Genomic DNA, 21,785 nt, shown 5'->3' on the forward strand with positions numbered 1-21,785 from the left:
ACTCGGTCGGCGTGGCCGGGGCGGTTGGGGTTTCGCCGGGCGAGGTGGCGGGTGCGCTGCCCGGCGGGGCGGGCGATGGGCTGCCCGGCGCGGCGGGCGGCGTTCCGGCGGGCGGTTCGCCGGGCGCGGCGGCCAGTGCGGCCGGTGCCGCCGGTTCGGCGGGGGCTGCCGGTTCGGCGGGGGCGGCCGGTGGACTGGCGGTCGCGCTGGTGCGGGCGCGAGAGGCGGCCTGCCTCACCCAGGGGGAGCTGGCGCAACGGTCCGGGCTGAGCGTACGGGCCATCCGCAACCTGGAGACCGGCCAGACCGCCCGCCCCCGCAAGCAGTCGCTGCTGCTCCTGGCCGAGGCGCTGGGACTGCCGTCGGCCGAGGTGGGACGCCTGCTGCGACTGCCCCGCACCGGGCAACGGGTCGCGCCGCAGGACGGGGTGGCGGCGCAGGACGGGTCGGTGGCCCAGAACGGGGCCGTGACGCGGGGCGGAGTCGTAGCGCAGGGCGGCGTGCTGCCTCCGGGCGGAGCCGCACCACCGGGCGCACCCGGGCCATCAGGTGCGCCTGCCCCGCCGGGTCCACGCACACCGCCGGACGCGCAAGCGCCACCGGTCGTGCCCGCACCGCCGGGTGTGCCCGCACCGCCGGGTCTCGCGGCCGTATCACCGAGTGTGCCCACGCCCCCGTACGTGGCCGCACCGCCAGGTGTGCCCACCCCACAGGCCATACCCGCATCACCAGGTGTGACCGCACAACCGGCCATGCCCGCATCCCCCGGTGTGACCGCACAACCGCCCATACCCGTGACGCCAGGTGTGCCCGCACCGCCAGGCACACCCACGCCACCAGGTGTGCCCGCGCCACCGTATGCGCCCGCACCGCAGAGCGAAGCCGCACCACCGGTCCGGCAGGCACCACCAACCCTCCCCGCCCCGCCGAGCCTCCCCGCCTCGCCGCTCCCGGCGGTCCCCGCTGAGTTGCCCGCGGCGCCCCGGCATCGGCTGGTGGGCCGGGAGGCGGTCGCCGGGGAGCTGATGGCGCACCTGGCGCGCCGCGACCCCGGCCCCGGCAGGCCCGTCGCGGTCGTCGTCGGACCGCCCGGCGCGGGCAAGACCGCACTGGTCCTGCGGGCCGCCCACGGTGTGCGGGAGCACTTCCCGGACGGTCAGGTCTTCGTCGACCTGCACCCGGCGGACTCGCCCCCCGTCCCCCCGGACGTCCTGGTCCGCCGCGTCGTGCGCTCCCTCGGCGGCGCTCCGGCGACCGAGCATCCGGAGGAGTCCCGGGCCCAGTTGCGCAACGCGCTCAGCACCCGGCGGGTCCTCGTGGTCCTCGACAACGTGGACAGCGAGGCGCAGGTCAGACCGCTGCTGGTGGACGACGGACGCAGCGCGGTGCTGGTGGCCGCGCGGCGCGAACTGTCGGCCCTGCCGGAGCGGTTCAGCCGCCGGATCGGCGCTCTGGAGGAGGCCGACGCCCTCGGGGCGCTGACGGACCTGGTGGGCGCGGACCGTACCGGGGCCGAACGGCCGGCGGCGCTGAGCATCGTACGGTCCTGCGCGGGGCTGCCGTTGGCGGTGCACATCGCCGGCCTGTGGCTCACGGCCCGCCCGCACCGCCGGCTGCGGGACCTGGCGGACCGGCTGGCGGACGAGCGGGACCGGCTGGCGGTGCTGCGGATCGGCGACCTCTCCGTGCACGCCGGCGTGACCGCGTATGTGCGCGTCCTGCCACCGCCGTTGCGCACCGCGCTGCGTGAACTGGCCCGCTCCTCGGAGGACTTCGGCATCCCGGAGATCCCGGCCCGGGTGACGCCGTCGCCGTGGCCGCCCGCCGATCTGCTGGAGGAGCTGCTGCACCGCCAGCTGATCCACCCCGTGCCCGCGGCACGGCAGGACCGCACGCGCTACCGCCTGTACGACGCGGTACGCCTGCACGCGGCCGAAGCGGCCCGCCGGGCGCCCGCCCGCACGCCATGAGCCAGGTGACCGAGGCTCGGGACGTGGTCGGCGTGATTCGTTACGGTGTACGAGTTCCGACACTCGTTCCCCCTCTCCGAGGTCACCTGAAGGGTTGTCAAACGGCTTGGAACGCGACAAAAGCACCATCGCCGCGAGCCGCTGCTCGGTGACCGGTCGGAGGGGCGGGTCTGTCCCAGGTGGCCACCGTGTTCGCTGAGCAGCCTCTCCGTGTGCCCGTAGGGGCCGACGCCCACCGCTGGCGCACCTTCCACGGCGAGCGCGTGCTCGTCGTCGCGGCCCGCACGGTCACCTCGACCGTACGCGTCCTGGAGGCGCTGCCCGCGCTGCTGCGCGACGACGGCCGGGTGACCGTCGTCTTCGCCCACGACCCGACGTCCGCGTTCAACGACGGCGTCCTCGACCTGCTCCGCGCCGCCGGGTGCCGCGTCGCCCCCTGGGCGCAGCTCGGGGACATCGCCCCCGACCTCATCCTCTCCGCCAGCGAGAACATCGACGTACCGGAGGGCGACTGCCCGGTGCTCGTGCTGCCGCACGGCATCGGCTTCCAAAAGCGCGTCCCGGATTCCCGCAGCGCGCGCGAGCGGCTCTCCGGCGTCGTACCGGACTCCCTGCTGGAGTCGGGCCGTGCCTGGCTCGCGATCTCGCACCCGGCGCAGGAGGAGCAGTTGGTCGCCGCCCACCCGAAGGCGGCCGGCCGCACCCTGCTGGTCGGCGACCCGTGCTTCGACGAGCTGGTCGGCAGCCGGCCGCGACGGGCGGCGTACCGGGAGGCGCTGGGCGTCGGGGAGGACCAGCGGCTGGTCATGGTCAGTTCGACCTGGCGGGACACCTCCCTCCTGGGCAGTCACCCGGACCTCCTGCCGCGGCTGCTCGCCCGGCTGCCCTGCGACGAGTACCGGGTGGGCGCGATCGTCCACCCCAACGTGTGGGCGGCGCACGGGGCCTGGCAGTTGCGCACCCTGCAGGCCGCCGCCCTGGAGGCGGGGCTGCTGCTGATACCGGCCGTGCACGCCTGGCGGCCCGCGCTCGTCGCCGCCGACGTCCTGGTGGGCGACCACGGTTCGGTCACGCTGTACGGGGCGGCGGCCGGCCTACCGGTGCTGCTCGCGGCGTTCGGCGGCGACTCGGTGCCCGGGACGGCCGTCCACGAGCTGGCGGCCGTCGCGCCCCGGCTCGATCCGCGCGGGGATCTGCGCCGGCAGGTGGAGGACGCCGTGCGCGAGCACACCCCCGAGCGGTACGCGGCGGTCGCGGCGCGGGCCTTCGCCGAGCCGGGGCACGCCCTGGCCCGGCTCCGCACCGCTGTGTACGAGCTGCTCAGGCTCCCGGAGCCGGCCTCCGCGCCGCCGGTCTCCCCCGTGCTGGCGTCGCCGGAGCCGCCCGCCGCGCCGGTCGCCTCCTGGCAGGTGACCACCGCGGTCACCGGGAGCGGCACGGCCCCGGCCGTCACGGTGCACCGGGTTCCGGCGGCCGTCGCCGCGCACGCCGGGCCGCATCCGGACTCCCCCGCCCACCACACGCACCTGGCGTGCGCGGACGACGAGCGCGACCACCGGCTGACGGAGAGCGCCTCGGTGCTCGTCCGGCGGGACCCCGCGCCCACCGCGGTCGGGGCGCTGCGCTGGATCGAGGACACGCTCGCCCGATGGCCCGGCAGCCTCCTCGCGGCCTCGGCGGTCCGCGGGGGCGGCTGTCTGGTCGGGCTGAGGGACGGCCGCGTCGTGGAGGCCGCCGTCACCGGCCCCGAACTGGACCCGGGGCTGCCGGCGGCCGTCGTCTACGCCTGTCTGAGCGAGGGGATCGGGCCGGACGGCGCCCAGGTGACGCTACGGATCGGCGAGCTGCGGGACGAGGACGCCGTCCTGCGCCTGCGCCCCCTCCCCCGAACCGCCTGACCACCCCCGCCCCACGGCACCACCCGGCCTCACTTTCCGGCGCCACGGTCCCACCCGGCCTCACTCCCCGGCCCCAGGGGTCCCGCCCGGCCTCACTCCCCGGCGTCGTCCGCCAACCGCTCCCGCAGCCCCCGCGCCCGGTCGCGGTCGCCCAGCGCCTCGTGGATGTCGGCGGCCCGGCTCAGGCACTCACGCACCAGCTCCGTCCGGCCACCGGCCCGCCGCGCGACGCCGGCGAGCTGTTCGAGCGCCTGAGCCTCGTCCTACATGTCGTCGGCCACTGCCCTCAACGCCGCGACGGCCGCCAGCAGCTGAATGATCGCGTCCTCGGTCTCGCCGAGATCTCTGTGGATAAGGCCAATGGCGACCCGGACCCGGGCGGCCATCCTGAGGTCAGGCTCCACGCGGTGCTCCAGCTCCTCAAGAGCCCGGTGCAGCAAGACCATGGCCCCCCTGCGATCGCCTTGTCTGCCGAGAGCGCACCCGAGGTAGAAGGTGACCAGGGCGATACCGCGGGTCTGCCCCGCCCGCTCGTTGAGTTCAAGGGAGCGCCGATACATCTCGATGGCCGCAGGCGGATCGACGATGTCCAGGTACCGGCCGAAGAACTCCAGCACGGAGGCCCGCAGCTCAAGGTCACCGCTCGCCTCGGCGCGGGCATTGGCTTTCTGCAACTGCTCCCGGGCTCCGTCGTACTGGCCTAGGTCGACCAGCAGGCGCGACAGCAGGCTGCGCAGCCGGGCCTCGCCCGCCATGGCCTCCGTCAGTTCCCCCGCCGTCCTCGCGCGGGCCGCCGCTTCCTCGGCCGCTTCGATGCCCAGCTCCAGCAGTTCCCGGTGCCAGTATTCGGTGCGGCGGCGGTAGAGGAGCACCACGGCGTACGCCTCGGCCAGGTACCAGGCCGGGGTGTACAGGATGTACAGCTTGTGCCGCACCACCGCGCGCAGTACCTCGAGGACGGCAGAACGCTTGGTCTCCAGCCACTCCAGCGGCTGTGGTCCGCCGACCACGGCGAAGGGATCGACGGCCTCGCGCAGCAACTCCGAGAGGGGCGCGATGCGCAGACGCTCCTCTCTGAGCGCCCGGTCGGCGAACGCGGTCGGCACGAGAAGCTCTTCCAGGTCCCGCCCCAGGCGTTTCCGGAGGCCCTCTCGGGTACGAGGATCTCCCATTGTTCGGGCTTGGTCCAGCTCCTGCTCCGCCGATCGCTGTTCCGCCGCGACCGCTCCACCCGAGCCACGTCGCCCGAAGAGCTGAGCCGTCAGCCGGGCAGCTCCGCCCTTCACCCGCTCCCACGAGTCCGAAACGATCAGCGTCACCAGCGTCATCGCCGCTGATGCAACGATAGTCGCTAACAAGGTTTGCACATGAACCCCCTTCACAAACCGGTACCCGGCGCAGGGCGTCGGTGGCATAGGAGAACGCCGCGTCTCGTATCCACGTGCCCGATCCTCCCCGCGGCCGGCCCCCCTCAGGCGCTCCGTCGTGGTGCAAATCGCCTAATCTAATTTCTTTCGCGGCGTGCAGAGACTAAACCCGGCGAGCGGGCCGGGCGCGGGTCACAGGCTCAAGCCGCCCAAGTGGTCCAAGGCGCGGGCGAAGAGAGCCGTGAGATCGGGTTCGCCGTCGTGCTCTGCCCAGAACAACAGCGTCTCCGTAAGCACGGCGACCAACACCGTCGCCGTGAGTCTGACCTCGTAGCCGTTCTCGTCGACGCTGGTGCGCTCGGCGAGCAGCGCCGCCATGTGCGTCACCCGGCTCTCCTGCTACTGCCGCATGCGGGCGCGCAGGGGCTGCACCCGGGCGGCCAGCTTGAGCCCAGCCAGCATGGTGTCCCGGTCCTCGTTGAGGCCCTGTTCGAGCAGGTGGAAGAGGGTCGCCCGCACCACGTCCGGTACGTGCCGCGTGCCGCTCCAGCGCCTCGTGGTGCAGTTCCAGGGCGCCGCTCAGGTTGCCGAGGCCCTCCTCGGCGGTCCCCAGGCGGGTGAGCCACAGGGCATGCAGGAGTACGTCCCCGCTCCGGACCACCAGGTCCGCGGCCCGCCGGAACAGGCCCCGGGCCGCGCGGAAGTCGCCGCGGTCGAGGTGCACGTCCGCCATGCATGACAGGGGCCGGCTGAGCACATGGGGCCGGCCACCCCGCTCGGCGTGGGCGCAGGCGCGGCCGAAGCAGCTCAGGGCGGCGTCGTGCCGGCCCTGGATCTGGTGGGCCGTGCCCAGCAGGTCGAGCGCCATGGTGGCCAGCCAGCTGTCCGCCAGGCGCTCGGACAGTTCCACCGCCGCGGTCAGCCGGGGCACCACCTCCTCGATGCGGCCGAGGGTCATCGCCGCGGCGCCGAGGCCGGCCAGGGCGCGGGCCTCCTCGTGGACGAGTCCGTCGGCGCGGGCGATCCGCAGGGCCTCGGTGAATCACACTTGCCCCTCGGTGTGGCGGCCCTGGTAGAAGGCGATCATGCCCATGCCGTTGCGCAGAGCGGCGACCATGCGGCGGTCCGAGCAGGCGTCGGCGCAGGCGAGCGCGGCCTCGAAGGCGGACCGGCCGTCGTGGTAGCGGCCGCGGCGCAGCAGGTGGTCGCTGAGCGTCTCCGCGGTTCAGCAGGCGAGGTCCGGCTCGCCCTGCGCGGCGGCCCGCGCGACGACGTCGGGCCGTTCGCCCACCGCCGCGTCGAGCCAGCGCTCCGCCGCCGGCCAGTCGGGGAACAGGTCGCCGGCTGCCCGCGGCCCGGTGGGGAACGCCTCGGGCCCCCAGTCGCTGGCGACACGGCCCGCGTCCAGGTACACCGCAGGGCAGCGGCGTGCCCCGCGGCGGCCTCCGCGGGCGTGGCCTCGGCGAGCCGTCTGGCGTACACCCGGACCAGGTCGTGCAGCCGGTAGCGGCCTAAACGGGCTGCTGGAGCAGGCTGGTGTCGACCCGGTTCTCCAGGATTTCCTCGGCGTCGCGCGGCGGGCAGCCGAGCATCGCGGCCGAGGTCAGCCGGTCCACCTCGGCGGTCGGCACCATGCCGAGGACGCGGAAGCCGCGTCGCAGCCGCTCGGGCAACTGCTCGTAGGACAACCGGAAGGCCGCCTCCACACTGCGGTCGCCCGCCCACAGCGCGCCGAGCCGACCCTCGTCGCCGCTGAGCCGTTCCACCAGGTACGCCGGACTCCAGGCGGGACGGGTCTGCAACCGCGCCCCGGCGATGCACCGGGCCAGCGGCAGCCCGTCGCACAGCCGGGCCAGTTCGCGCGTCGCCTCCGGTTCGCCGTCCGCGCGCCGCTCGCCGATCAGGTGCCGTAGCACGGACACCGCGCTGCCGGTCTCCGGCGGTTCGAGGGTCAGCCTGCGGTCGGCGTCGAGTTCGACCAGCCGCCGGCCGGCGATCAGCACGAGGCTGCCGGGGCCGGCCGGGAGCAGCGGCTCGGCCTGCCGGCTGCCGGCGGTGTCGTCCAGGACCATCAGCAGCCGCAGCGAGCTGGTCGCCGCGCGCCGGCCGCAGTGAGTTCGTCGGGGCCGTCCGGGATCTCGTCGTCGGTGACGCCGAGGGAGCGCAGCAGCCGCGGCAGCACGCGCTGCGGGGACAGGCGGCCGGACGGTCCGGGGCTGTGGGCGCAGATCGACGTAGAGGCAGCCGTCGGGGTAGACGGCGCGCAGCCGGTGGGCCGGGTGGACGACGAGGGTGGTCTTGCCGACGCCCGCGGTGCCGTCCACCGTCATGACCGTCACGGCGCTGTCGGGGACGGGCGCGGTCAGCAGGTCCAGTTCACGTTCGCGTTCGAGGAGCCGGCCAACGGCGCCAGGCAGGTCGTTCACCACGCGCCGCGCGCGGGCGGGCGGGGCGGCCGGGCGGGCCGGTGCGCGGCCACGGAGGTACGCGTCGTCGCGCCGGCAGCACCGCCTCGTGGACGCGCCGCAGTTCCTGGCCGGGATCGACGCCCAGTTCCTGGCGCAGGAGCCGGCGCATGTCGGTGCAGGCCGCCAGGACCTCGGCCTGCCGTTCGGAGCCGTACAGGGCGCGCATGCGCAGGGCCAGCAGCGACTCGTCCAGGGGGTGCGAGGCGGACAGGGCGGTGAACCGGTCGGTGGTGGCGGTGAGGTCGCCCGCCGCCCGCGCGTCAGGCCTGTGCGGCGTGCTCGGTCAACTCCTGTACGTCCAGCTCGACTTCATCGAGGAGGAAGCGGTATCCGCCAGTCCCGCCGCGGACCACCGAGCCCGCCCGGCCGGCTCTCGGCGGGTCGAGCGCCTTGCGCAGCGGGTAGACGTAGCTCGGCAAGACCCGTCGGCCGGTTGCCGGCGGGCTTTCGGTCCCAAACGCCGTCGAGCACTTGCCCGTGGCCAACGGTCGTGTCCCCGCCGAGCACCAGGACCGTGAGTACGGCCTGCCGCCGGGCGGGGCCGATGTCCAGCCGCGCCGGACTGCGCCGGGCCCGGACCGGCCCGAGCACCTCGATCCGGAGCCGCTCAGGGACTCCCGTGCGCCGCGCGCCCCCTGCCCGCTCCCGCACCAGCGGCATTTCACGTGGATTTCACCGCCTGCCGCCACGGTTGGCAAGACCGCCCGGAGCCAGGGCGGACCTGTCGGTTCCGGACACGGCGACGGACACGGCGACTGCGACGGAGACGGTGATGACACGGATCGAGAAATCCACGCAGCGGCTCGCGGAGGGCGGCGGGTTCTCCCTGGACGTGAGTTCGGCCGGCCGGGACGAGGTGGTCCAGGTCTTCAAGGGGAGCGTCCTGCGGGGCGCGCCGGTGGGGCACGCGGTGTCCACGGCGGCGGGCCTCTGGCTGGCGTTCGGCTCCCGGCGTGCGTCCATGGCGAAGAAGGAACTCGGGGTGTTCCCGACCGTCGACGACGCGATCAGGGCCGTGCTGCTGCACAGCGAATGGTGAGGGCGGCCGCCGCGAAGGCGGCCACGGCGAAGGGCCGGTACGGCGGCGCGCCGTCGCCGTACGGCAGGTGACACGGAACGGGGAGCGAATCAGCATGGCGGAGACCAAAGGCGTACTGCTGCCGGCCTATGTGCTGGCCGACGAGTCGGGCTCGATGAGCCCGTACGAACAGGATCTGACCCACGGTCTGGTCTCGCTCTGCGAGGGACTGCGGGCCGAACCGATGATCGCGGCCAAGCTGCGGCTGGCCGTGCTCGGCTTCTCCGACGACGTCCAGGTGCGGCTCGCGGTGGCCGACATGCGCCGCGAGACGAGCCTGCCGAAGGTCGAGATCCGGGGGCTGACGAACTACGAGGCGGTCTTCGACGACCTGTCGACGAGGATCCCGAACGATGTGCGGTGGCTGCGCGGCGAGGGCTACAAGGTGCACCGGCCGGTGGTGTTCTTCCTCAGCGACGGGCAGCCGACCGACGGCGGGGCCTGGCGGCGGCCGCACCGGGAGCTGACCGACCGGGCGCGGACGCCCACCGCCCCGAACATCGTGGCCTGCGGCATCGGCAACGCCGAGGCGTCCACCATGGTGGAGGTGGCGACCCAGCCGGAGTTCGCGTTCATCGCGAAGCCCGGGACCGACATCGGGCGCGCGGTCGCCGAGTTCTTCCACGCGCTGACGGCGAGTCTGGTCGCCTCGGGGCAGGCGCTGAACTCGGGCGCCCCGCAGCTGGTGGTGAACCGTCCGGACCAGTTCAGCATGGCGATCGACGAGGTAGGGCAGTGAACATGGCCGCCGGCCGGGGGCGTTCCAGGCCCTTCGGAGGGTCCCCCGTACCGCCTCCGCCGCCCGCCGCGCCGCCCCCCGTACCGTCCGCGCCGCCCGCCGCGCAGCCCCCGGTGCCGCCCGTACGGTCCGTACCGCCCGCCGCGCCGCCCCCGGTGCCGCCCGTGCCGTGGCGGCCGATCGCGGTGGGGACGCCGGGTCCGGAGTTCGAGGCCCGGCCGCCGGGCCGGTACGCGTTCGAGTTCCCCGACACCGAGTGCGACGGCTGGTCCACACCGTCCCTGTGCCTGCGCTTCGCCTCGGTGCGCGGCGCCCAGCACCGCTACTCCGGCAAGCCCCGGCAGGACGCGGCGCGCGCGGCGTGCCACGAGGCGAGCGGAAGCGTCGTGTTCGCCGTCGCAGACGGCGTCTCCGGCGCCCGCAGACCGGAGTTCGGCGCCATCGAGGCATGCCGGACCTCCGTGGAGCGGATGCTGCACCTGCTGTCGGCAGGCGACGGGCCGCTGGACTTCCGGGACGTGCTGCTCCGGGCCGCCGAACGGCTGCGGCAGTTGGCCCAGTGGTGGCAGGGCGGCCGGGAGCCCGAGCCGGGCGAGGTGGCCGACATGCTGGCGACGACGCTCGTGGCCGGCGTGGTGCGCCCGGACCCGGCCGGACCGGTCGCCGAGCTGTGCCGGGTCGGGGACTCGGGCGCCTGGGTGCTGGACCGGGCCGCCGGCCGGTACCAGGCGCTGTTCGGCGCCAAGACCGGCTCCGGCTCCCCGGTCGTCTCCAACGCGGTCACCCCGCTCCCGCACGTGCCCGACCCGCTGGAGCGGACCGTGGTGCGGCTGGCGGCCCCGCACACCCTGCTGGTCGGCACCGACGGCTTCGGCGACCCGCTGGGCGACGGCGACGGCCAGGTGGGCGCCCTGTTCGCCCGTCAGCTCGCCACGCCCGTCTCCCCGCCGTGGTTCGCCCATCTCCTCGACTTCTCCCGGGAGACCTTCGACGACGACCGCACCCTGCTGGCGGTCTGGCCGCACCCGGGGGCGCCGGCGACATGAGCGCTTCCCGCACACCCGTGGTCGAGCACGGCACGCTCACCCTGGGCCGCCTCCTCGGGCAGGGCGGCCAGGGCAGCGTGCACCAGGTCCTCAACAAGAAGATCAACACATCGGTGAACGGCGGCTGGGACGTCGTCTACAAGGAGTACGCCCCCGCCGTCCTGCCCTCGCTCGACGCTGCGGCCCTGGCCGCGCAGGTGGCGCTCACCGCCTCGCTGAGCACCGCGGAGGGCCGGTGGCTGTGCGAGAAGACCGCCTGGCCCGCGGCCGTGGTGGAGCGCGCCGGCCGCCCCTGCGGGCTGCTCATGCGCCTGGTGCCCGACCGCTTCCAGTTCGCCTACCGGCCTCTGGGCGGCGCCTCCCGGGGCGACCGGCGGCTGGCGAACCTGGAGTTCCTGCTCAACGACGACGCCTACGTGGCCGGCGTCGGCCTGCGCGTCAGCGAACGCGACCGCGTCCTGCTCCTCGCGGACCTGGCGGCCACCCTCACCCGGCTGCACCGGATCGGCATCGCGGTCGGCGATCTCTCGCCCAAGAACCTGCTCTTCACCACCGCCGCCCGCCCCGAGTGCTTCCTCGTCGACTGCGACGCCATGCGGCTGCGCGGCGCGAGCGCGCTGCCCCAGGCCGAGACGCCCGACTGGCAGATCCCGGCGGGCGAGGAGAAGGCGACCCCGTCCAGCGACAGCTACAAGCTGGCCCTGCTCGCCGTCCGCCTCTTCGCCCGCGACCAGACGGCCACCGACCCGGCCGCCCTGGCCGCGCTCGACCCGACCCTGGGCGACCTCGCCCGCGCCGGCCTCTCGGCCGATCCGGCCCGCCGCCCGGCCCCCGCGGCCTGGGCCGAACGGCTCACCGTCGTCGCGGCCACCGCGTCCGCCAAGGCCGCCCGGCGTCCGGCGTCCGCCAAGCCCGCGCCGAAGCCGCCCGCCCCGCCGTCGCCCCGCGGCCCGGGGTCGGCCCGGCCGCCGGGCACTCCGGCAGCGGCACGACCGCCGGGCGGTCCGGGATCGCCACGGGTCCCGGGCGGCACGGGGCCGGGCGGCTCGGGGTCGGCACGGGTCCCGGCCCTGCGGAAGTCCGCCGGCCGGACCGTCGCCGTGGTCGCCGCGCTCATCGCCGTCGCGGTCCTGTTCGGACTGCGGTCCTCGGGCGACGACGGTTCCTCGACCGCGCGGTCCACCACCTCGTCGGGGCAGAGCTCCACCGGCGGCGCCTGGACCGGCGGCACTTCGGCCGACGACTCCGGCGGCGGCCTCGGCACATCGGACGGCACCGACGACACCGACGACGACACCGGGGACGGCACGAGCGCCGGCGGCGGGGACGACACGACGGCCGGCGCCGCCGCCGACGACTCGGACGCCGACGAGGACGCGACCGAGTCGCCGTCGCCCACACCCGACCCGGTCGGCGACGCCGAGGTCGGCTCCTGCTTCGACGACGAGGGCACGCGGACCCGGCCGGACCTGGTGTCGACGTCCTGCTCGCCCGGCGCGTTCAAGGTCGTCGACATCCGGCACGGCACCACCGACCTCGACAGCTGCGACGGCGTCGACGACAGCGACGAGAGCGTCTCCTCCCACCGCCACGACCTGGTGCTGTGCCTGAGCTACCTCAACCCCGGGGGCGACGCCTACCACGCCGGGCAGGGCGACTGCGTCTACGGCCCGAACGGCAGCGGCACCTGGTACACGGAGCCCTGCGAGACCGGCAACTTCAAGGTGCTCGCGGTCTATCAGGGGCGGAACAAGTCCAAGTGCGACGGCTGGCCGCACTACAACCTGCTCAAGCCGTTCAACGGCCCCTCCGGCGCCGGTCTGGACCGCATCCTGTGCCTGTCGATGAACTACCCGGACGCCATGGGCTACGCCCAGGTGCGTCAGTGCCTGCTGAACAGCGGCAGCGGGTCCGACGCGACGTTCACCAACACCGGCTCGTGCGACAGCTCCAACGTCGTCGTCTCGGGGCGGACCGGACGGTACGAGGCGGCGTCGTTCTGCGGGAACGACGGCTGGACGACCTGGCGGTCCCGGGAGTACCCGGAACTCGCCTACACCGTCTGCTACCGCTGGCGCTGACCCCACGGCCCCGGTACGGCCACGGGCCGCGCGGGGGCCGCCCGCATCCCGAACAACGAACGTGAAGGGAGGCCCCGGTGGGGTCCCATTACTGGACGGACGGGGCCGACGAGCCCAACACACCGGACACCCCCGGCAGGCTCACCGAGCCCGCCGAGCCCGCCGAGCCCGGCCCGCCCGGCACGTCCGGCACGCCCGGCACGCGGGCTGTACGGAACGAACCGGGCGCGCAAGGCGCGGGGGACGAACCGGGCAGCCAGGCCGCCCGGAACGAACCCGGCGACCAGGGCGCGGAGAGCGAGCCCGGCGCCCGGGCCGCGCAGAGTGAGCCCGGCACGCAAGGCGCGGAGGACGAGCGGGGCACGCGGCCCGCGCGGAACGAGCCCCGCGCCCGGGCCGCGCGGAACCAGCCGGGCACGCGGGCCGTACGGAACGTACCGAACCTGCCGACCTGGCTCGGCACCCCGCGGGCCGTGCCGCCGCTCCTGGGCCGGCCCGTGTCCGGCCCCGCGTCGACGCCACCGGCATCCCCGGGGCCGACAGCCGCGCGGCCCGCAGCCCCAAGGCCCTCATCCGCACCGCCCGCATCCTCGGGGTCCGCAGCCCGGGAGTCCGCAGCCTCGCGCCCCTCGTCCCCGGGGCGGTCCGCCTCCCCGGTACGGTCCTCCTCCCCCGGGCGGTCCTCCGTCCCGGGTTCCGGCGTCCACCCGGGGTCCCGGACGCCGCCCGGAGGGCAGAGCGGCGCGGGCAGCGCGGGCAGCGCGCAGGCGGCGGGCGGGACCGCCTCGACGTGGGCGCGGCCGGCGTCCCGCCCTGCGACCGGCCCGGGCGGGACGCCGGGGCCGGCCCCGCGATCCGGGCCGCCCACGGTCCCCGTAGCGCCCCGGCAACCCGCACTCACACAGCAGACACCCCCGGGGCCGCCCGTCCCCACGGGCGGGTCTCGTAGCTCCCGCAGGCCCCGACGGTGGGCCGCGTTCGTCGCCACGGCCCTCGCCGCCGTCGTCACGGCGGGGTTGCTGACCTGGCACCGCGCCCCCGGGACGCCGCCGCCCGACCGGCGGGCCGCGATCGCGTCCGCGCTGGTGGACCTGGCGCTCCAGCCCGGTGTGCGCTACCGGGCCGCCGCGGACGGCTCCGCCTGGACCGAGCGGCAGACCACCGCCTCCGGCGCCTCGCTCGGGGACGCCTTGTACGACGGCGCCCCGGTGACGACCATGGCCGTCGGCGGCACCACCTACGTCCGCCTGCCCGGCAGCACCCCGGCCTCCGCCGACGGCCCGGACGACCCGGACGACTCGGACGGCACCGGCACGGGGGCCGGTTCGGACCGCGCGGGCCAGTGGGTCGCAGGGGCGACCCGCGACACGGACTCCCCGGACGCCCCCGAGGCCGGGCAGAGCCCTTCGGTGTTCGCGAACCTCTTGCTGAAGGCGCTCGCCGACAGCGCGACGACGCTGTCGGACGAGGACACCGCGCCCGCCGCGGCCGGCGGCGCGCCGGCGCTCAGCGCGCACACCCCGCAGGGCGTCCTGTACGTCTCGAAGGCGCGCCCCCACCGGCTGCTGGCGTTCGTCCCCCGGGCGTCCAACGGTCCGACGACCGGCGGCTCGGCGACCGGCGGTCCGGCGACCGGCGGCTCGGCATCCAGCGGTCCGGCGACCGGCGGTCCGGCATCCGACAATCCGGCGACCGGCGGCTCGGCGACCGGCCGTACCCTGGCCGCGCTCGCCCGGTCCGGGCCGCGCGGGCTGCTCACCGTGACCAAGCCGGCCGCCCTCCGCACCGGAGTGGACGCCGCGGCGGCGGGCGCGGCGGCCTTCACGGTCGCCCCGCTGTCCCGGGCCGAGAGCGCGGCCCTGGCGGGCCGCATCCGCGAGCGGGTCCCGGAGCTGCGGACCGCGCTGGACGCGGGCGTCAGCGCCCGGGTACGGACCGAGCCGGCCCTGCGCTGCGCGGCCTCCGGGTGCGTGGTGACCTCGCACATCGCGGGCGTCACCCCGAGCGCGGAGGCCAGACGGCGTATCCGCGGCGGCCGGGTCACGGTCCGGCTCACGGCGACGGTGCGGCTCGACGGCCGGGCCGCCGGCACGTGCAGCGCCACCGGGCGGCTGCCGTTGGACGCCCCCGGGGACGTCACCTGCACGGACGCCGAGGCCGGGCCCCTGTTCGCGTCGGTGGAGGCCGCGAAGCGGCGGGAGGCCGAGGCCCGTACGCGGATCAGCGGCGCACCCGAGCCCTACAGCGTCCACGCCACCGCGGACACCGTGGTCCGGGTCCTGGCCGAGGTGGACACCAGCGCCCTGGAGCAGGCCCAGCGGCGGGACGAGGAGCAGCTGGCCCAGGCGCCGTCCCCCGCGGAGTCGGCCGCCCGGACCGCGTCCGCGCCGGCGGGGGAGCGGGACGCGGACCGTCCGCTGGACTGCGCGCGCCGGATGCCGAAGGGCGCCGTCAGGAGCGGCAAGGGGTGGATCCTCAACACGGCCGGCGCCAACGGGCGCACCGAGACCGGGGAGGCCTGCCTGAAGAAGCCGCCGAAGAACAAGGCCGCGAAGCGGAAACCGAACCCGTTCGGTTACGCGGAGGCGAAGGCCGCGGTGCGGCGGCTGGGGCTGGACCCCCGGTACCACCTGTCGCGCTGCCACATCATCGCCGCACGGTTCGGAGGCTCCAACAAGCTGAAGACCAACCTCAGCCCGTGCGGGCAGCTCCTCACCAACAACAGCGGCCTCGGCATGTCGCACTTCGAGATCGAGGTGGCCGGGGACATCGCCAAGGAGCCCGACGGCAGCGTGCGTTATCTGGTGGAGCCGGTCTTCAGGGCGCCCGACAGCAGCATCCCCCGTTGGTTCTCGATGATCGCCGTCTTCTACTCCCCCGCCGGGATCCCCGAGCACGTCCTCTCCCGCACGGTGCCCAACTGGGTGGACGGCGGCCCGGCCGGCGTCACGAACATCGGCAACTGACCTCGTGGGGGCGACGACGATGCGCTCGTCATGGGTGTTCACGCAAACGGCACTTTCCTCATGCACGGTGCACGGTGCACGTGAACGGCCCTCGCCCGGCACATCACCACCCCTGTCCCCGTACCGGCAGCCTTCCTGCGCCCTGTCCACCCGGAGTTCCGCACCGTGGCTCAGACCGGCAGGTTCCATGAGGGACCGTCGGGTGTTCCGAGCCACACGCGTTGGGCGCCGTCCGGGTCCACGGTCAGGCCGAGGTCGGAGTGCGGGGGTGAGCCCGCGTCCTGCCAGACGATGAGAGCGTCTTCCACCTGATCCCAGAGGCGAAGGGGGCCGTGCTGGTGCACACTCCACCCGTCTCCGGCCGGCTCGGTCCACGCCTGCGATCCGGTGGCGACGTCTACGAGGATCACGCCCGTGCCGGTGGTCATGCGTTCCGCGGACGGCGCGGCCAGCTGAGCGAGGAACTGCCCGGTCCAGTCTTCCAGGAGTGCCGGGTCCACACGGGTGGCACGGGTGAGTCCGGGACGTGGGCGGAAGGTGGGTCGGGGCGGGCGTTCGTGGGGGCGGGCGAGCATGTAGCCGATCTGGTCGGGATGGAAGCGGCCGGTGGCCGTGCCGTCGTCCTGGACGGTGAGACGGACGAGTCCGGAGGCGAGCATCCACCCGCTGATGGTGGTGGTGATGGTTCCACCGGCACGTACGTGCCAGAGCCAGGCTGCGGGGATGTGGCGGACGGCGCAGGTGGCCACGATGTGGTCGTACTCGGCGCCGTCCTGGTAGCCGGCCAGGCCGTCGCCGGTGATCAAGGTGGGGTGATGGCCGGCGGCGTGGATGTGGTCAGCCGCTGCAGCGGCCAGGCCTGGGTCGTACTCGATGGAGTACACGTCGTTGTCGCAGAGGCGGCTGCACAGGATGGCAGTGGAATAACCGGTGCCGGTGCCGATCTCCAGCACCGAGTGGCCCTCGCTGATTCCGGCGACGTCGAGCGTGCGCACGATGAGGGAGGGCAGCGTGCTGGACGAGGTGGGGCGGCCGGTGATGGGTCCGGTGGCCTCGGCGGCGGTGATGCCGTCGACCTGGGTGACCCAGGTGGTGTCCTGGTAGACGAGCTTCAGCCACTCTTCGGGATCGGTCAGGTCGCGATGGACGGGGGTCCACTGGCGACCGTCGTACTGGAACAGGTCGTTGCCCAGGAAGAGTTCGCGGGGCACCGTTTCGAGGGCTGTGCGCCATGCCGGGTCGTCCGCATGGACAGCGGCGGCAAGTCGGCGGCGCAGATCTGCGGGGTCGGTCATGCGAGGGCTCCGTGCTGTAGGCGATCGGCGATGGCATGCGTGAGGGGAGCGGTGATGTGGTCGGGGAACCAAGCCCACTGTCCGTTCGGGTTGCACTCGTACCAGTGCCAGACACCATCACGGCCCAGGCCGAAGTCAAAGGCGCCGAAGACGAGCCCGAAGGCATCGAGGTAGGCGTGCACGCCTTCGGCGATGGCCGAGGGGACGGGTACGGGAGTGTAGGCGAGCCGGTCGTAGTACCGCCGCCAGTCCACGCCGGGCGAGCCGTCGATGCGGACGGCGGTGAAGTGGTCCCCCACGGCGGTGAGTCGGATGTCGGCGGACTTTCTGACGCGCTGCTGGAACAAGTGCGCAGTGTGGCGCAGGCGGTGGTCGATCGCGCCCGGATCGACATCCTCGATCCACACGGTCAGCGCGCGGCCGGCCTCGTCGGTGTACCCGGTGTCCCTGAACGGCTTGTACAGGACCGGCCCGTGTTCGGCGGCGAAGGCGCGTACGCGTTCGGGGTCGTTGGTGATGAGAGTGGGTGGCACGGTGAAGCCGCAGGCGGCGGCCGTCGCCAGTTGGGCCGGTTTGTACTCGGCGTCCCGGTTGCGCCATGGGTGGTTCAGGTAGTGGACGCCGGGGAGAGCGGCGAGGATGCCTCCGAGTCCGTAGCGGGCTTCTTCGACGGCCCACCGGGCGGTCTGCTCGTCCATGGCAGGGTCGGCCGTGTAGGAGGTGGGCCGCCGCCAGTACACCGAGCGCACCTCGGCCAGGTCGATGCTCCGGGAGGCGGTGGAGAGAGTGCCGCCGGCGCCGATGCTGCCGAAGGTGCCGGACACGGTCACCTCACGGGGAAAGTCGCCGGGGTCCAGGCGAACCACGGGCACGCGGCGCCGGTTCAGTTCTGTGATCACTTCATCCGCGGTCGCGTCGTCCAGTCGGGTCACGACGAGGACGGGCGGCCCGCCCACAGCCATCAGTCGGAATCCCCGTTCTGGTCGCTGCCCTGGTCCGGCGTACCGTCCAGGCTGGTCTTCGTGCTCGTCTCCTGCGACGTCTGCGACCGCTTGTGCTTGGCCTCGACCGTCAGCGAACCGCCGTCGGGACCGACCCACACGGGGACCTGCGTGTGCGGGTCCAGGACGGGGCGGACGGCAGGGAGGACAGCCGCAGCCGGGTAGGGTCGCATGCGTCCGAGCCCCCAGGGCTCGGCCTGCTTCGGCGACGTCAAGTGCTGCTGCATGAGTCTCCTCTTCTGGATACGCGGGGACACGAGGGAACGGGCGCCCTTATGGGGACCGTTCATCGGCCGCCGGCCTCGGTCTCGATCTCGGCCCAGACCCGTTTGCCCCAGGGAAGGAGATCGGTTCCCCAGCGGGCGGAGAGGGCGTCGACCAGAAGAAGGCAGTGCTCTGTCGCGGGTATTGCCCTGGTCTCACACGCTCGTTGGTCATGGTCGTCGTCACGCCTTGGTCCGGGTGGCTGGGGCCCCGCCCGCATGACTCGGGAAGAGACCTGCGGGCGGGGGGCGCCGGGCTGCGCTCACGGGTGCGCGTCCCGGCGTCCGGCAGTCAGTCAACGCGTGGAGAAGGGGGCGGGGAGACTCCGGAAGGTGACTCCAACCCGGAGTCAGCGCAACGGCGTCGGCCTTAGCATCGTTCCGTTCGCTACTCGGGGGAAGCGCCGATGAACCGTATGTCACCGAACCCGCGTGAGGTCGTCGCCGGTCTGCTCGGGGATGAACGCCTGATCACTGCGTGCGCCGAGCGGGACATGGGCGCGGTGTTCCGGATGCTCAATGCGCGCGGTGTCAGTACGCGGCGCATCGCCGCTGCCGTCGACATCACACAGGGGCGGCTGTACGACTACATGAACGGCAAGAGCCGGGTGGAGAAGCTGACCCTGTTCGAGCAGATCGCCGACGCCTTCCACCTCCCCGGCCATCTGCTGGGACTGGCTCGACGCCCATGGGAACCCGTGCCCGCGAGCAACGAGCACGAGCGGACGGACCGGCCACCGCCGGACGGCGACGACCTGGTGACGATGGATCATTTCCGCAGCGCCGACCGGCAGACCGGCGGCGGCAGGTTGTACGGGGCCGTGGTCCGGCACCTGTCGGACCGGGTGGCGCCCCGGCTGGTCGACATCGGCAGCGGTCCGCAGGTGTTCGCCGCCGCGGCCGCGCTGACCGAGATGGCGGGCTGGATGGCTCACGACTCCGGTCACGACGATCGCGCGGCCAGACACTTCGCCCGAGCTCTCTCCTTGGCGCGCGCCTGTGGTGACCTTCCGCTGGCCGCGCACATCGCTGCGAGCCGCAGCCACCTCGCACTGGAGGCCGGCGACGCGGCCGGGGCTGTCGGCTGGGCACGGACCGGGCTCGAACCGGCCGCGCGGGGGCCTCGCATTCCCGCACTGACAGCGCGGCTGCACACCATGCAGGCGCGTGCGCTGGCGGTGGCGTCTCAGCGCGTGGCGGCCACCCGCGCGCTGGAGGCCGCACACCGTGCCCTGGAAGCATCGCCCGCTGCCGATCATCCGTGGTTGAGCCCGTTCGACGCCGCCGCGCTGGCCAGCGAGTCAGCTCTGGTCCTGCGTGACCTGGAGCAGTACGACGAGGCGCTGCCGCACGCCGAACAAGCTGTTGCTCTGCGCGAGGCGGGGCGGGCGCGGTCTCTGGCTCTCAGCCGGATCAGTCTGGTGGACATCCAGGTGCGCCGACGGGACCTGGACGCCGCAGTGAACGTCGGTCACGAATTGCTCCGTACGAGCCCGACTCTCGGTTCGGTCCGGGTGGTGCGGCAGCTTGACGCACTACGCCGGCTGCTGGAGCCGCACCGCGGGTATCCGCCGATCCGGGAGTACCTGGTGCGGTTCGATGACGCGCGCCGCGCCAGAATGCTCCTGCTGGCCGATCTGATCCCGCCGTCCCCGGGAGGTACCACCCCATGAGGCCGACAGCACCCGATCCCTCCGACGCCGACGCGTGGAACGCGTACCTCGCGGAGGGCAACGCCAAGCAGGCCCGTAAGCGCGTGGCGGCCGACGTGCTGCTGCGGGACCCGTCCGGCCGTGTGCTCCTGGTGAACCCCACCTACAAACCGGGATGGGATCTGCCCGGCGGGATGGCGGAGGCCAACGAGCCGCCCGAGGACACGGCACGCCGTGAGCTGATGGAGGAACTCGGCGTACGCCTCACGCTGCTCGCGCTGCTGGTGGTGGACTGGGTGGCCCCGCACGGCCCCTGGGACGATCAGCTCGCGTTCGTCTTCGACGGCGGCACCGTGGACGAGGACCAGGCCGCCCGGCTACGACCACGAGACGACGAGCTGTCCGAAGCCGCCTTCGTCACGACCGCCGAAGCCGCCGAACGCCTCCGGGACCGCACCCGCCGCCGGTTCGCGCACGCACTGAAGGCACTGGACGCGGGACGGCCGCTGTACCTCCGCGACGGCGCACCCTTCATATGAAGATCGCGCCGCCCAGCCCCAGCGCTTGAGGCACGGCTGCTTTCCCTGGAGAACGGCACCTGACCGGCTTCTTCCGCCGGCCGGAAGCCGAAAGCGGCAGACGAGTCGGGCTGTACGCCGGGTTCTGTTCCGGGGGGTCCTCGCGGGCCCTCCGGTGACGGCCATCCATCTAGGGCCGGCGTTGCCGCCGGCCTCGTGCGGTCTACCCGCGGACTCGGGCGGGCAGCCCTCGAACGTCCGCGCAGAGCGCGTTTCACCGCGCTCCTTTTGACCTTGCTCCGGGTGGGGTTTACCTAGCTGCCCAGGTCACCCTGGGCACTGGTGGTCTCTTACACCACCGTTTCACCCTTACCGAGGACCGAGGTCCCCGGCGGTCTGTTTTCTGTGGCACTGTCCCGCGGGTCACCCCGGGTGGCCGTTAGCCACCACCCTGCCCTGTGGAGCCCGGACGTTCCTCGGGAAGTCCCGTAAGGGACCTCACGCGGCCGTCCGCCCGGCTCGTCTGCCGTACCGGACATGATACCGCCCGGCGTCAGCCCGCCTGCCCGGGGAAGAGATCGGAACCGTTCCCTCGATCGTGGCACACCGCCCCCCTCAGTACCCTGGCGCGGAGTGCCGATGAAGGAGAGACCCCGTGCTTGTGCTGTTGCCCCCGTCCGAAGGCAAGGCCGCGCCCGGCCGTGGCGCCTCGCTGGAGCTGGAGTCGCTGTCGCTGCCGGGGCTGACCGCCGCTCGCGAGGCCGTGCTCGGTGAGCTGGTCGAGCTGTGCCGGGGCGACGAGGACAAGGCCCGCGAGGTGCTCGGACTGAGCGAGGGACTGCGCGGCGAGGTCGCCAAGAACGCCGGGCTGCGCACCGCCGGGACCCGGCCCGCCGGCGAGGTCTACACCGGCGTCCTCTACGACGCCCTCGGCCTCGCCTCCCTCGACGCGGCGGCCAAGCGGCGCGCGACCCGTTCGCTGCTCGTGTTCTCCGGGCTGTGGGGCGCGGTGCGGGTGAGCGACCGCATCCCCTCCTACCGGTGTTCGATGGGCGTGAAGCTGCCCGGGCTCGGTGCGCTGGGCGCGTACTGGCGTACGCCGATGGCGTCCGTGCTGCCGGAGGCCGCCGGGGACGGGCTGGTGCTGGACCTGCGCTCCGCGGCGTACGCGGCGGCCTGGAAGCCGAAGGGCGAGGTCGCCGGGCGGACCGCGAGCGTACGGGTGCTGCACGCGCCCACCCGCAAGGTGGTCAGCCACTTCAACAAGGCGACGAAGGGGCGGCTGGTGCGCGGCCTGCTCACCGAGGGGGTGGCGCCGAAGGGCCCCGCCGAGCTGGTGGAGGCGCTGCGCGACCTCGGGTACGTCGTGGAGGCGGAGCCGCCGAAGCGGGCGGGGCAGGCGTGGACGCTGGACGTGCTCGTTACGGAGGTCCACTGAGGGGC

The 21,785-nt window shown here is 74.1% G+C and carries 19 protein-coding genes, 1 other RNA gene and 2 pseudogenes; 10 read left to right on the forward strand and 12 right to left on the reverse strand.

The annotated features are described in order from the left end of the window. Window positions 1-44 precede the first annotated feature (44 nt). Together K7787_RS32520 and K7787_RS28470 are read left to right on the forward strand one after the other, a co-directional pair. Window positions 45-1,970, forward strand: a complete 1,926-nt coding sequence (locus tag K7787_RS32520; RefSeq protein ID WP_504740008.1) for a helix-turn-helix domain-containing protein — start codon at window positions 45-47, stop codon at window positions 1,968-1,970. 212 nt (window positions 1,971-2,182) lie between these two features. Then, window positions 2,183-3,868, forward strand: coding sequence for a hypothetical protein (locus tag K7787_RS28470; RefSeq protein ID WP_223003408.1), 1,686 nt, complete (start codon window positions 2,183-2,185; stop codon window positions 3,866-3,868). A 263-nt stretch (window positions 3,869-4,131) separates the two neighbouring features. Here K7787_RS28470 and K7787_RS28475 read toward each other — a convergent pair whose 3' ends face one another. The 8 genes and pseudogenes from K7787_RS28475 to K7787_RS28510 all read right to left on the reverse strand — a co-directional run bounded on the left by K7787_RS28475 (window position 4,132) and on the right by K7787_RS28510 (window position 8,122). After that, the gene (locus tag K7787_RS28475; RefSeq protein WP_223003409.1) at window positions 4,132-5,196 is read right to left on the reverse strand and encodes a tetratricopeptide repeat protein; all 1,065 of its coding nucleotides are present in this window, start codon (window positions 5,194-5,196) and stop codon (window positions 4,132-4,134) included. Between the two features lie 231 nt (window positions 5,197-5,427). Then, a complete protein-coding gene (locus tag K7787_RS28480) occupies window positions 5,428-5,613 on the reverse strand; it encodes an acyl-CoA-like ligand-binding transcription factor (RefSeq protein WP_247721373.1) in 186 nt (61 codons plus the stop codon). A gap of 21 nt (window positions 5,614-5,634) precedes the next feature. Then, window positions 5,635-5,757: a hypothetical protein gene (locus K7787_RS32180; RefSeq protein WP_282107295.1), complete on the reverse strand. Its 123-nt coding sequence runs from the start codon at window positions 5,755-5,757 to the stop codon at window positions 5,635-5,637. 79 nt (window positions 5,758-5,836) lie between these two features. Beyond that, window positions 5,837-6,193 (reverse strand): annotated as a pseudogene (locus K7787_RS28490) (SARP family transcriptional regulator); the annotation flags it as partial. Between the two features lie 267 nt (window positions 6,194-6,460). Next, complete coding sequence (locus K7787_RS28495) at window positions 6,461-6,649, reverse strand: hypothetical protein (RefSeq protein WP_223003412.1); 189 nt, start codon at window positions 6,647-6,649, stop codon at window positions 6,461-6,463. A 97-nt stretch (window positions 6,650-6,746) separates the two neighbouring features. Beyond that, complete coding sequence (locus K7787_RS28500; RefSeq protein ID WP_223003413.1) at window positions 6,747-7,661, reverse strand: hypothetical protein; 915 nt, start codon at window positions 7,659-7,661, stop codon at window positions 6,747-6,749. Continuing rightward, window positions 7,612-7,938, reverse strand: a pseudogene (locus K7787_RS28505) (BTAD domain-containing putative transcriptional regulator); the annotation flags it as partial. The gene K7787_RS28500 and the pseudogene K7787_RS28505, both read right to left, overlap by 50 nt. A gap of 25 nt (window positions 7,939-7,963) precedes the next feature. Further along, window positions 7,964-8,122: a hypothetical protein gene (locus tag K7787_RS28510; protein WP_223003414.1), complete on the reverse strand. Its 159-nt coding sequence runs from the start codon at window positions 8,120-8,122 to the stop codon at window positions 7,964-7,966. A gap of 353 nt (window positions 8,123-8,475) precedes the next feature. Between K7787_RS28510 and K7787_RS31985 the strand changes: the two genes are divergently transcribed. The 5 genes from K7787_RS31985 (at window position 8,476) to K7787_RS31990 (ending at window position 15,613) form a co-directional block, all read left to right on the forward strand. Further along, the gene (locus K7787_RS31985) at window positions 8,476-8,742 is read left to right on the forward strand and encodes a hypothetical protein (protein WP_247721368.1); all 267 of its coding nucleotides are present in this window, start codon (window positions 8,476-8,478) and stop codon (window positions 8,740-8,742) included. A 94-nt stretch (window positions 8,743-8,836) separates the two neighbouring features. Continuing rightward, on the forward strand, window positions 8,837-9,520 hold the full coding sequence (locus K7787_RS28520) for a vWA domain-containing protein (protein ID WP_019982117.1): 684 nt from the start codon (window positions 8,837-8,839) through the stop codon (window positions 9,518-9,520). A 164-nt stretch (window positions 9,521-9,684) separates the two neighbouring features. Continuing rightward, a complete protein-coding gene (locus tag K7787_RS28525) occupies window positions 9,685-10,566 on the forward strand; it encodes a protein phosphatase 2C domain-containing protein (RefSeq protein WP_223003416.1) in 882 nt (293 codons plus the stop codon). Further along, window positions 10,563-12,647 carry an LppU/SCO3897 family protein gene (locus K7787_RS28530; protein ID WP_223003417.1) on the forward strand — a complete coding sequence of 695 codons (2,085 nt, stop codon included), beginning with the start codon at window positions 10,563-10,565 and terminating at the stop codon, window positions 12,645-12,647. The genes K7787_RS28525 and K7787_RS28530 overlap by 4 nt, the downstream gene beginning before the upstream one ends. A gap of 1,016 nt (window positions 12,648-13,663) precedes the next feature. Further along, window positions 13,664-15,613: a DNA/RNA non-specific endonuclease gene (locus K7787_RS31990; protein WP_247721369.1), complete on the forward strand. Its 1,950-nt coding sequence runs from the start codon at window positions 13,664-13,666 to the stop codon at window positions 15,611-15,613. A 170-nt stretch (window positions 15,614-15,783) separates the two neighbouring features. On the opposite strand, the gene tgmC is transcribed toward K7787_RS31990, so the two are convergent. Genes tgmC through tgmA form a run of 3 tightly spaced genes read right to left on the reverse strand, consistent with a single transcriptional unit; the run spans window position 15,784 to window position 18,136 of the window. After that, entirely contained in the window at window positions 15,784-16,908 is a 1,125-nt protein-coding gene (tgmC, locus tag K7787_RS28540) for an ATP-grasp peptide maturase system methyltransferase (RefSeq protein ID WP_223003418.1), read from the reverse strand. Next, the gene (gene tgmB, locus K7787_RS28545; RefSeq protein WP_223003419.1) at window positions 16,905-17,870 is read right to left on the reverse strand and encodes an ATP-grasp ribosomal peptide maturase; all 966 of its coding nucleotides are present in this window, start codon (window positions 17,868-17,870) and stop codon (window positions 16,905-16,907) included. Before tgmB ends, tgmC begins: the two co-directional genes overlap by 4 nt. After that, the gene (gene tgmA / locus K7787_RS28550; protein WP_223003420.1) at window positions 17,870-18,136 is read right to left on the reverse strand and encodes a putative ATP-grasp-modified RiPP; all 267 of its coding nucleotides are present in this window, start codon (window positions 18,134-18,136) and stop codon (window positions 17,870-17,872) included. Before tgmA ends, tgmB begins: the two co-directional genes overlap by 1 nt. Window positions 18,137-18,579: 443 nt before the next feature. Here tgmA and K7787_RS28555 point away from each other — a divergent pair, with 443 nt between their 5' ends. Beyond that, on the forward strand, window positions 18,580-19,845 hold the full coding sequence (locus tag K7787_RS28555; protein WP_247721370.1) for an NsdA family TPR-like regulatory protein: 1,266 nt from the start codon (window positions 18,580-18,582) through the stop codon (window positions 19,843-19,845). Next, window positions 19,842-20,363 carry an NUDIX domain-containing protein gene (locus K7787_RS28560; RefSeq protein ID WP_164387719.1) on the forward strand — a complete coding sequence of 174 codons (522 nt, stop codon included), beginning with the start codon at window positions 19,842-19,844 and terminating at the stop codon, window positions 20,361-20,363. Before K7787_RS28555 ends, K7787_RS28560 begins: the two co-directional genes overlap by 4 nt. 97 nt (window positions 20,364-20,460) lie before the next feature. Here K7787_RS28560 and rnpB read toward each other — a convergent pair. Beyond that, window positions 20,461-20,864: RNase P RNA component class A (gene rnpB, locus K7787_RS28565), an RNA gene on the reverse strand. A 133-nt stretch (window positions 20,865-20,997) separates the two neighbouring features. Between rnpB and yaaA the strand changes: the two genes are divergently transcribed. Next, entirely contained in the window at window positions 20,998-21,780 is a 783-nt protein-coding gene (gene yaaA / locus K7787_RS28570) for a peroxide stress protein YaaA (RefSeq protein WP_223003421.1), read from the forward strand. Window positions 21,781-21,785: the final 5 nt, after the last annotated feature.

It is taken from the genome of Streptomyces sennicomposti (assembly GCF_019890635.1).
In the GTDB taxonomy this organism is placed as follows: Bacteria; Actinomycetota; Actinomycetes; order Streptomycetales; family Streptomycetaceae; genus Streptomyces; species Streptomyces sennicomposti.

What these genes read in the sequence shown, in the direction of transcription:
- K7787_RS28555 (WP_247721370.1), top strand. Translation starts at nt 18,580, where the DNA reads ATGAACCGTATGTCACCGAACCCGCGTGAGGTCGTCGCCGGTCTGCTC.
- tgmA (WP_223003420.1), bottom strand. Translation starts at nt 18,136, where the DNA reads ATGCAGCAGCACTTGACGTCGCCGAAGCAGGCCGAGCCCTGGGGGCTC.
- K7787_RS28480 (WP_247721373.1), bottom strand. Translation starts at nt 5,613, where the DNA reads ATGGCGGCGCTGCTCGCCGAGCGCACCAGCGTCGACGAGAACGGCTAC.
- K7787_RS28560 (WP_164387719.1), top strand. Translation starts at nt 19,842, where the DNA reads ATGAGGCCGACAGCACCCGATCCCTCCGACGCCGACGCGTGGAACGCG.
- tgmB (WP_223003419.1), bottom strand. Translation starts at nt 17,870, where the DNA reads ATGGCTGTGGGCGGGCCGCCCGTCCTCGTCGTGACCCGACTGGACGAC.
- tgmC (WP_223003418.1), bottom strand. Translation starts at nt 16,908, where the DNA reads ATGACCGACCCCGCAGATCTGCGCCGCCGACTTGCCGCCGCTGTCCAT.
- K7787_RS28520 (WP_019982117.1), top strand. Translation starts at nt 8,837, where the DNA reads ATGGCGGAGACCAAAGGCGTACTGCTGCCGGCCTATGTGCTGGCCGAC.
- K7787_RS31985 (WP_247721368.1), top strand. Translation starts at nt 8,476, where the DNA reads ATGACACGGATCGAGAAATCCACGCAGCGGCTCGCGGAGGGCGGCGGG.
- K7787_RS28530 (WP_223003417.1), top strand. Translation starts at nt 10,563, where the DNA reads ATGAGCGCTTCCCGCACACCCGTGGTCGAGCACGGCACGCTCACCCTG.
- K7787_RS28475 (WP_223003409.1), bottom strand. Translation starts at nt 5,196, where the DNA reads ATGACGCTGGTGACGCTGATCGTTTCGGACTCGTGGGAGCGGGTGAAG.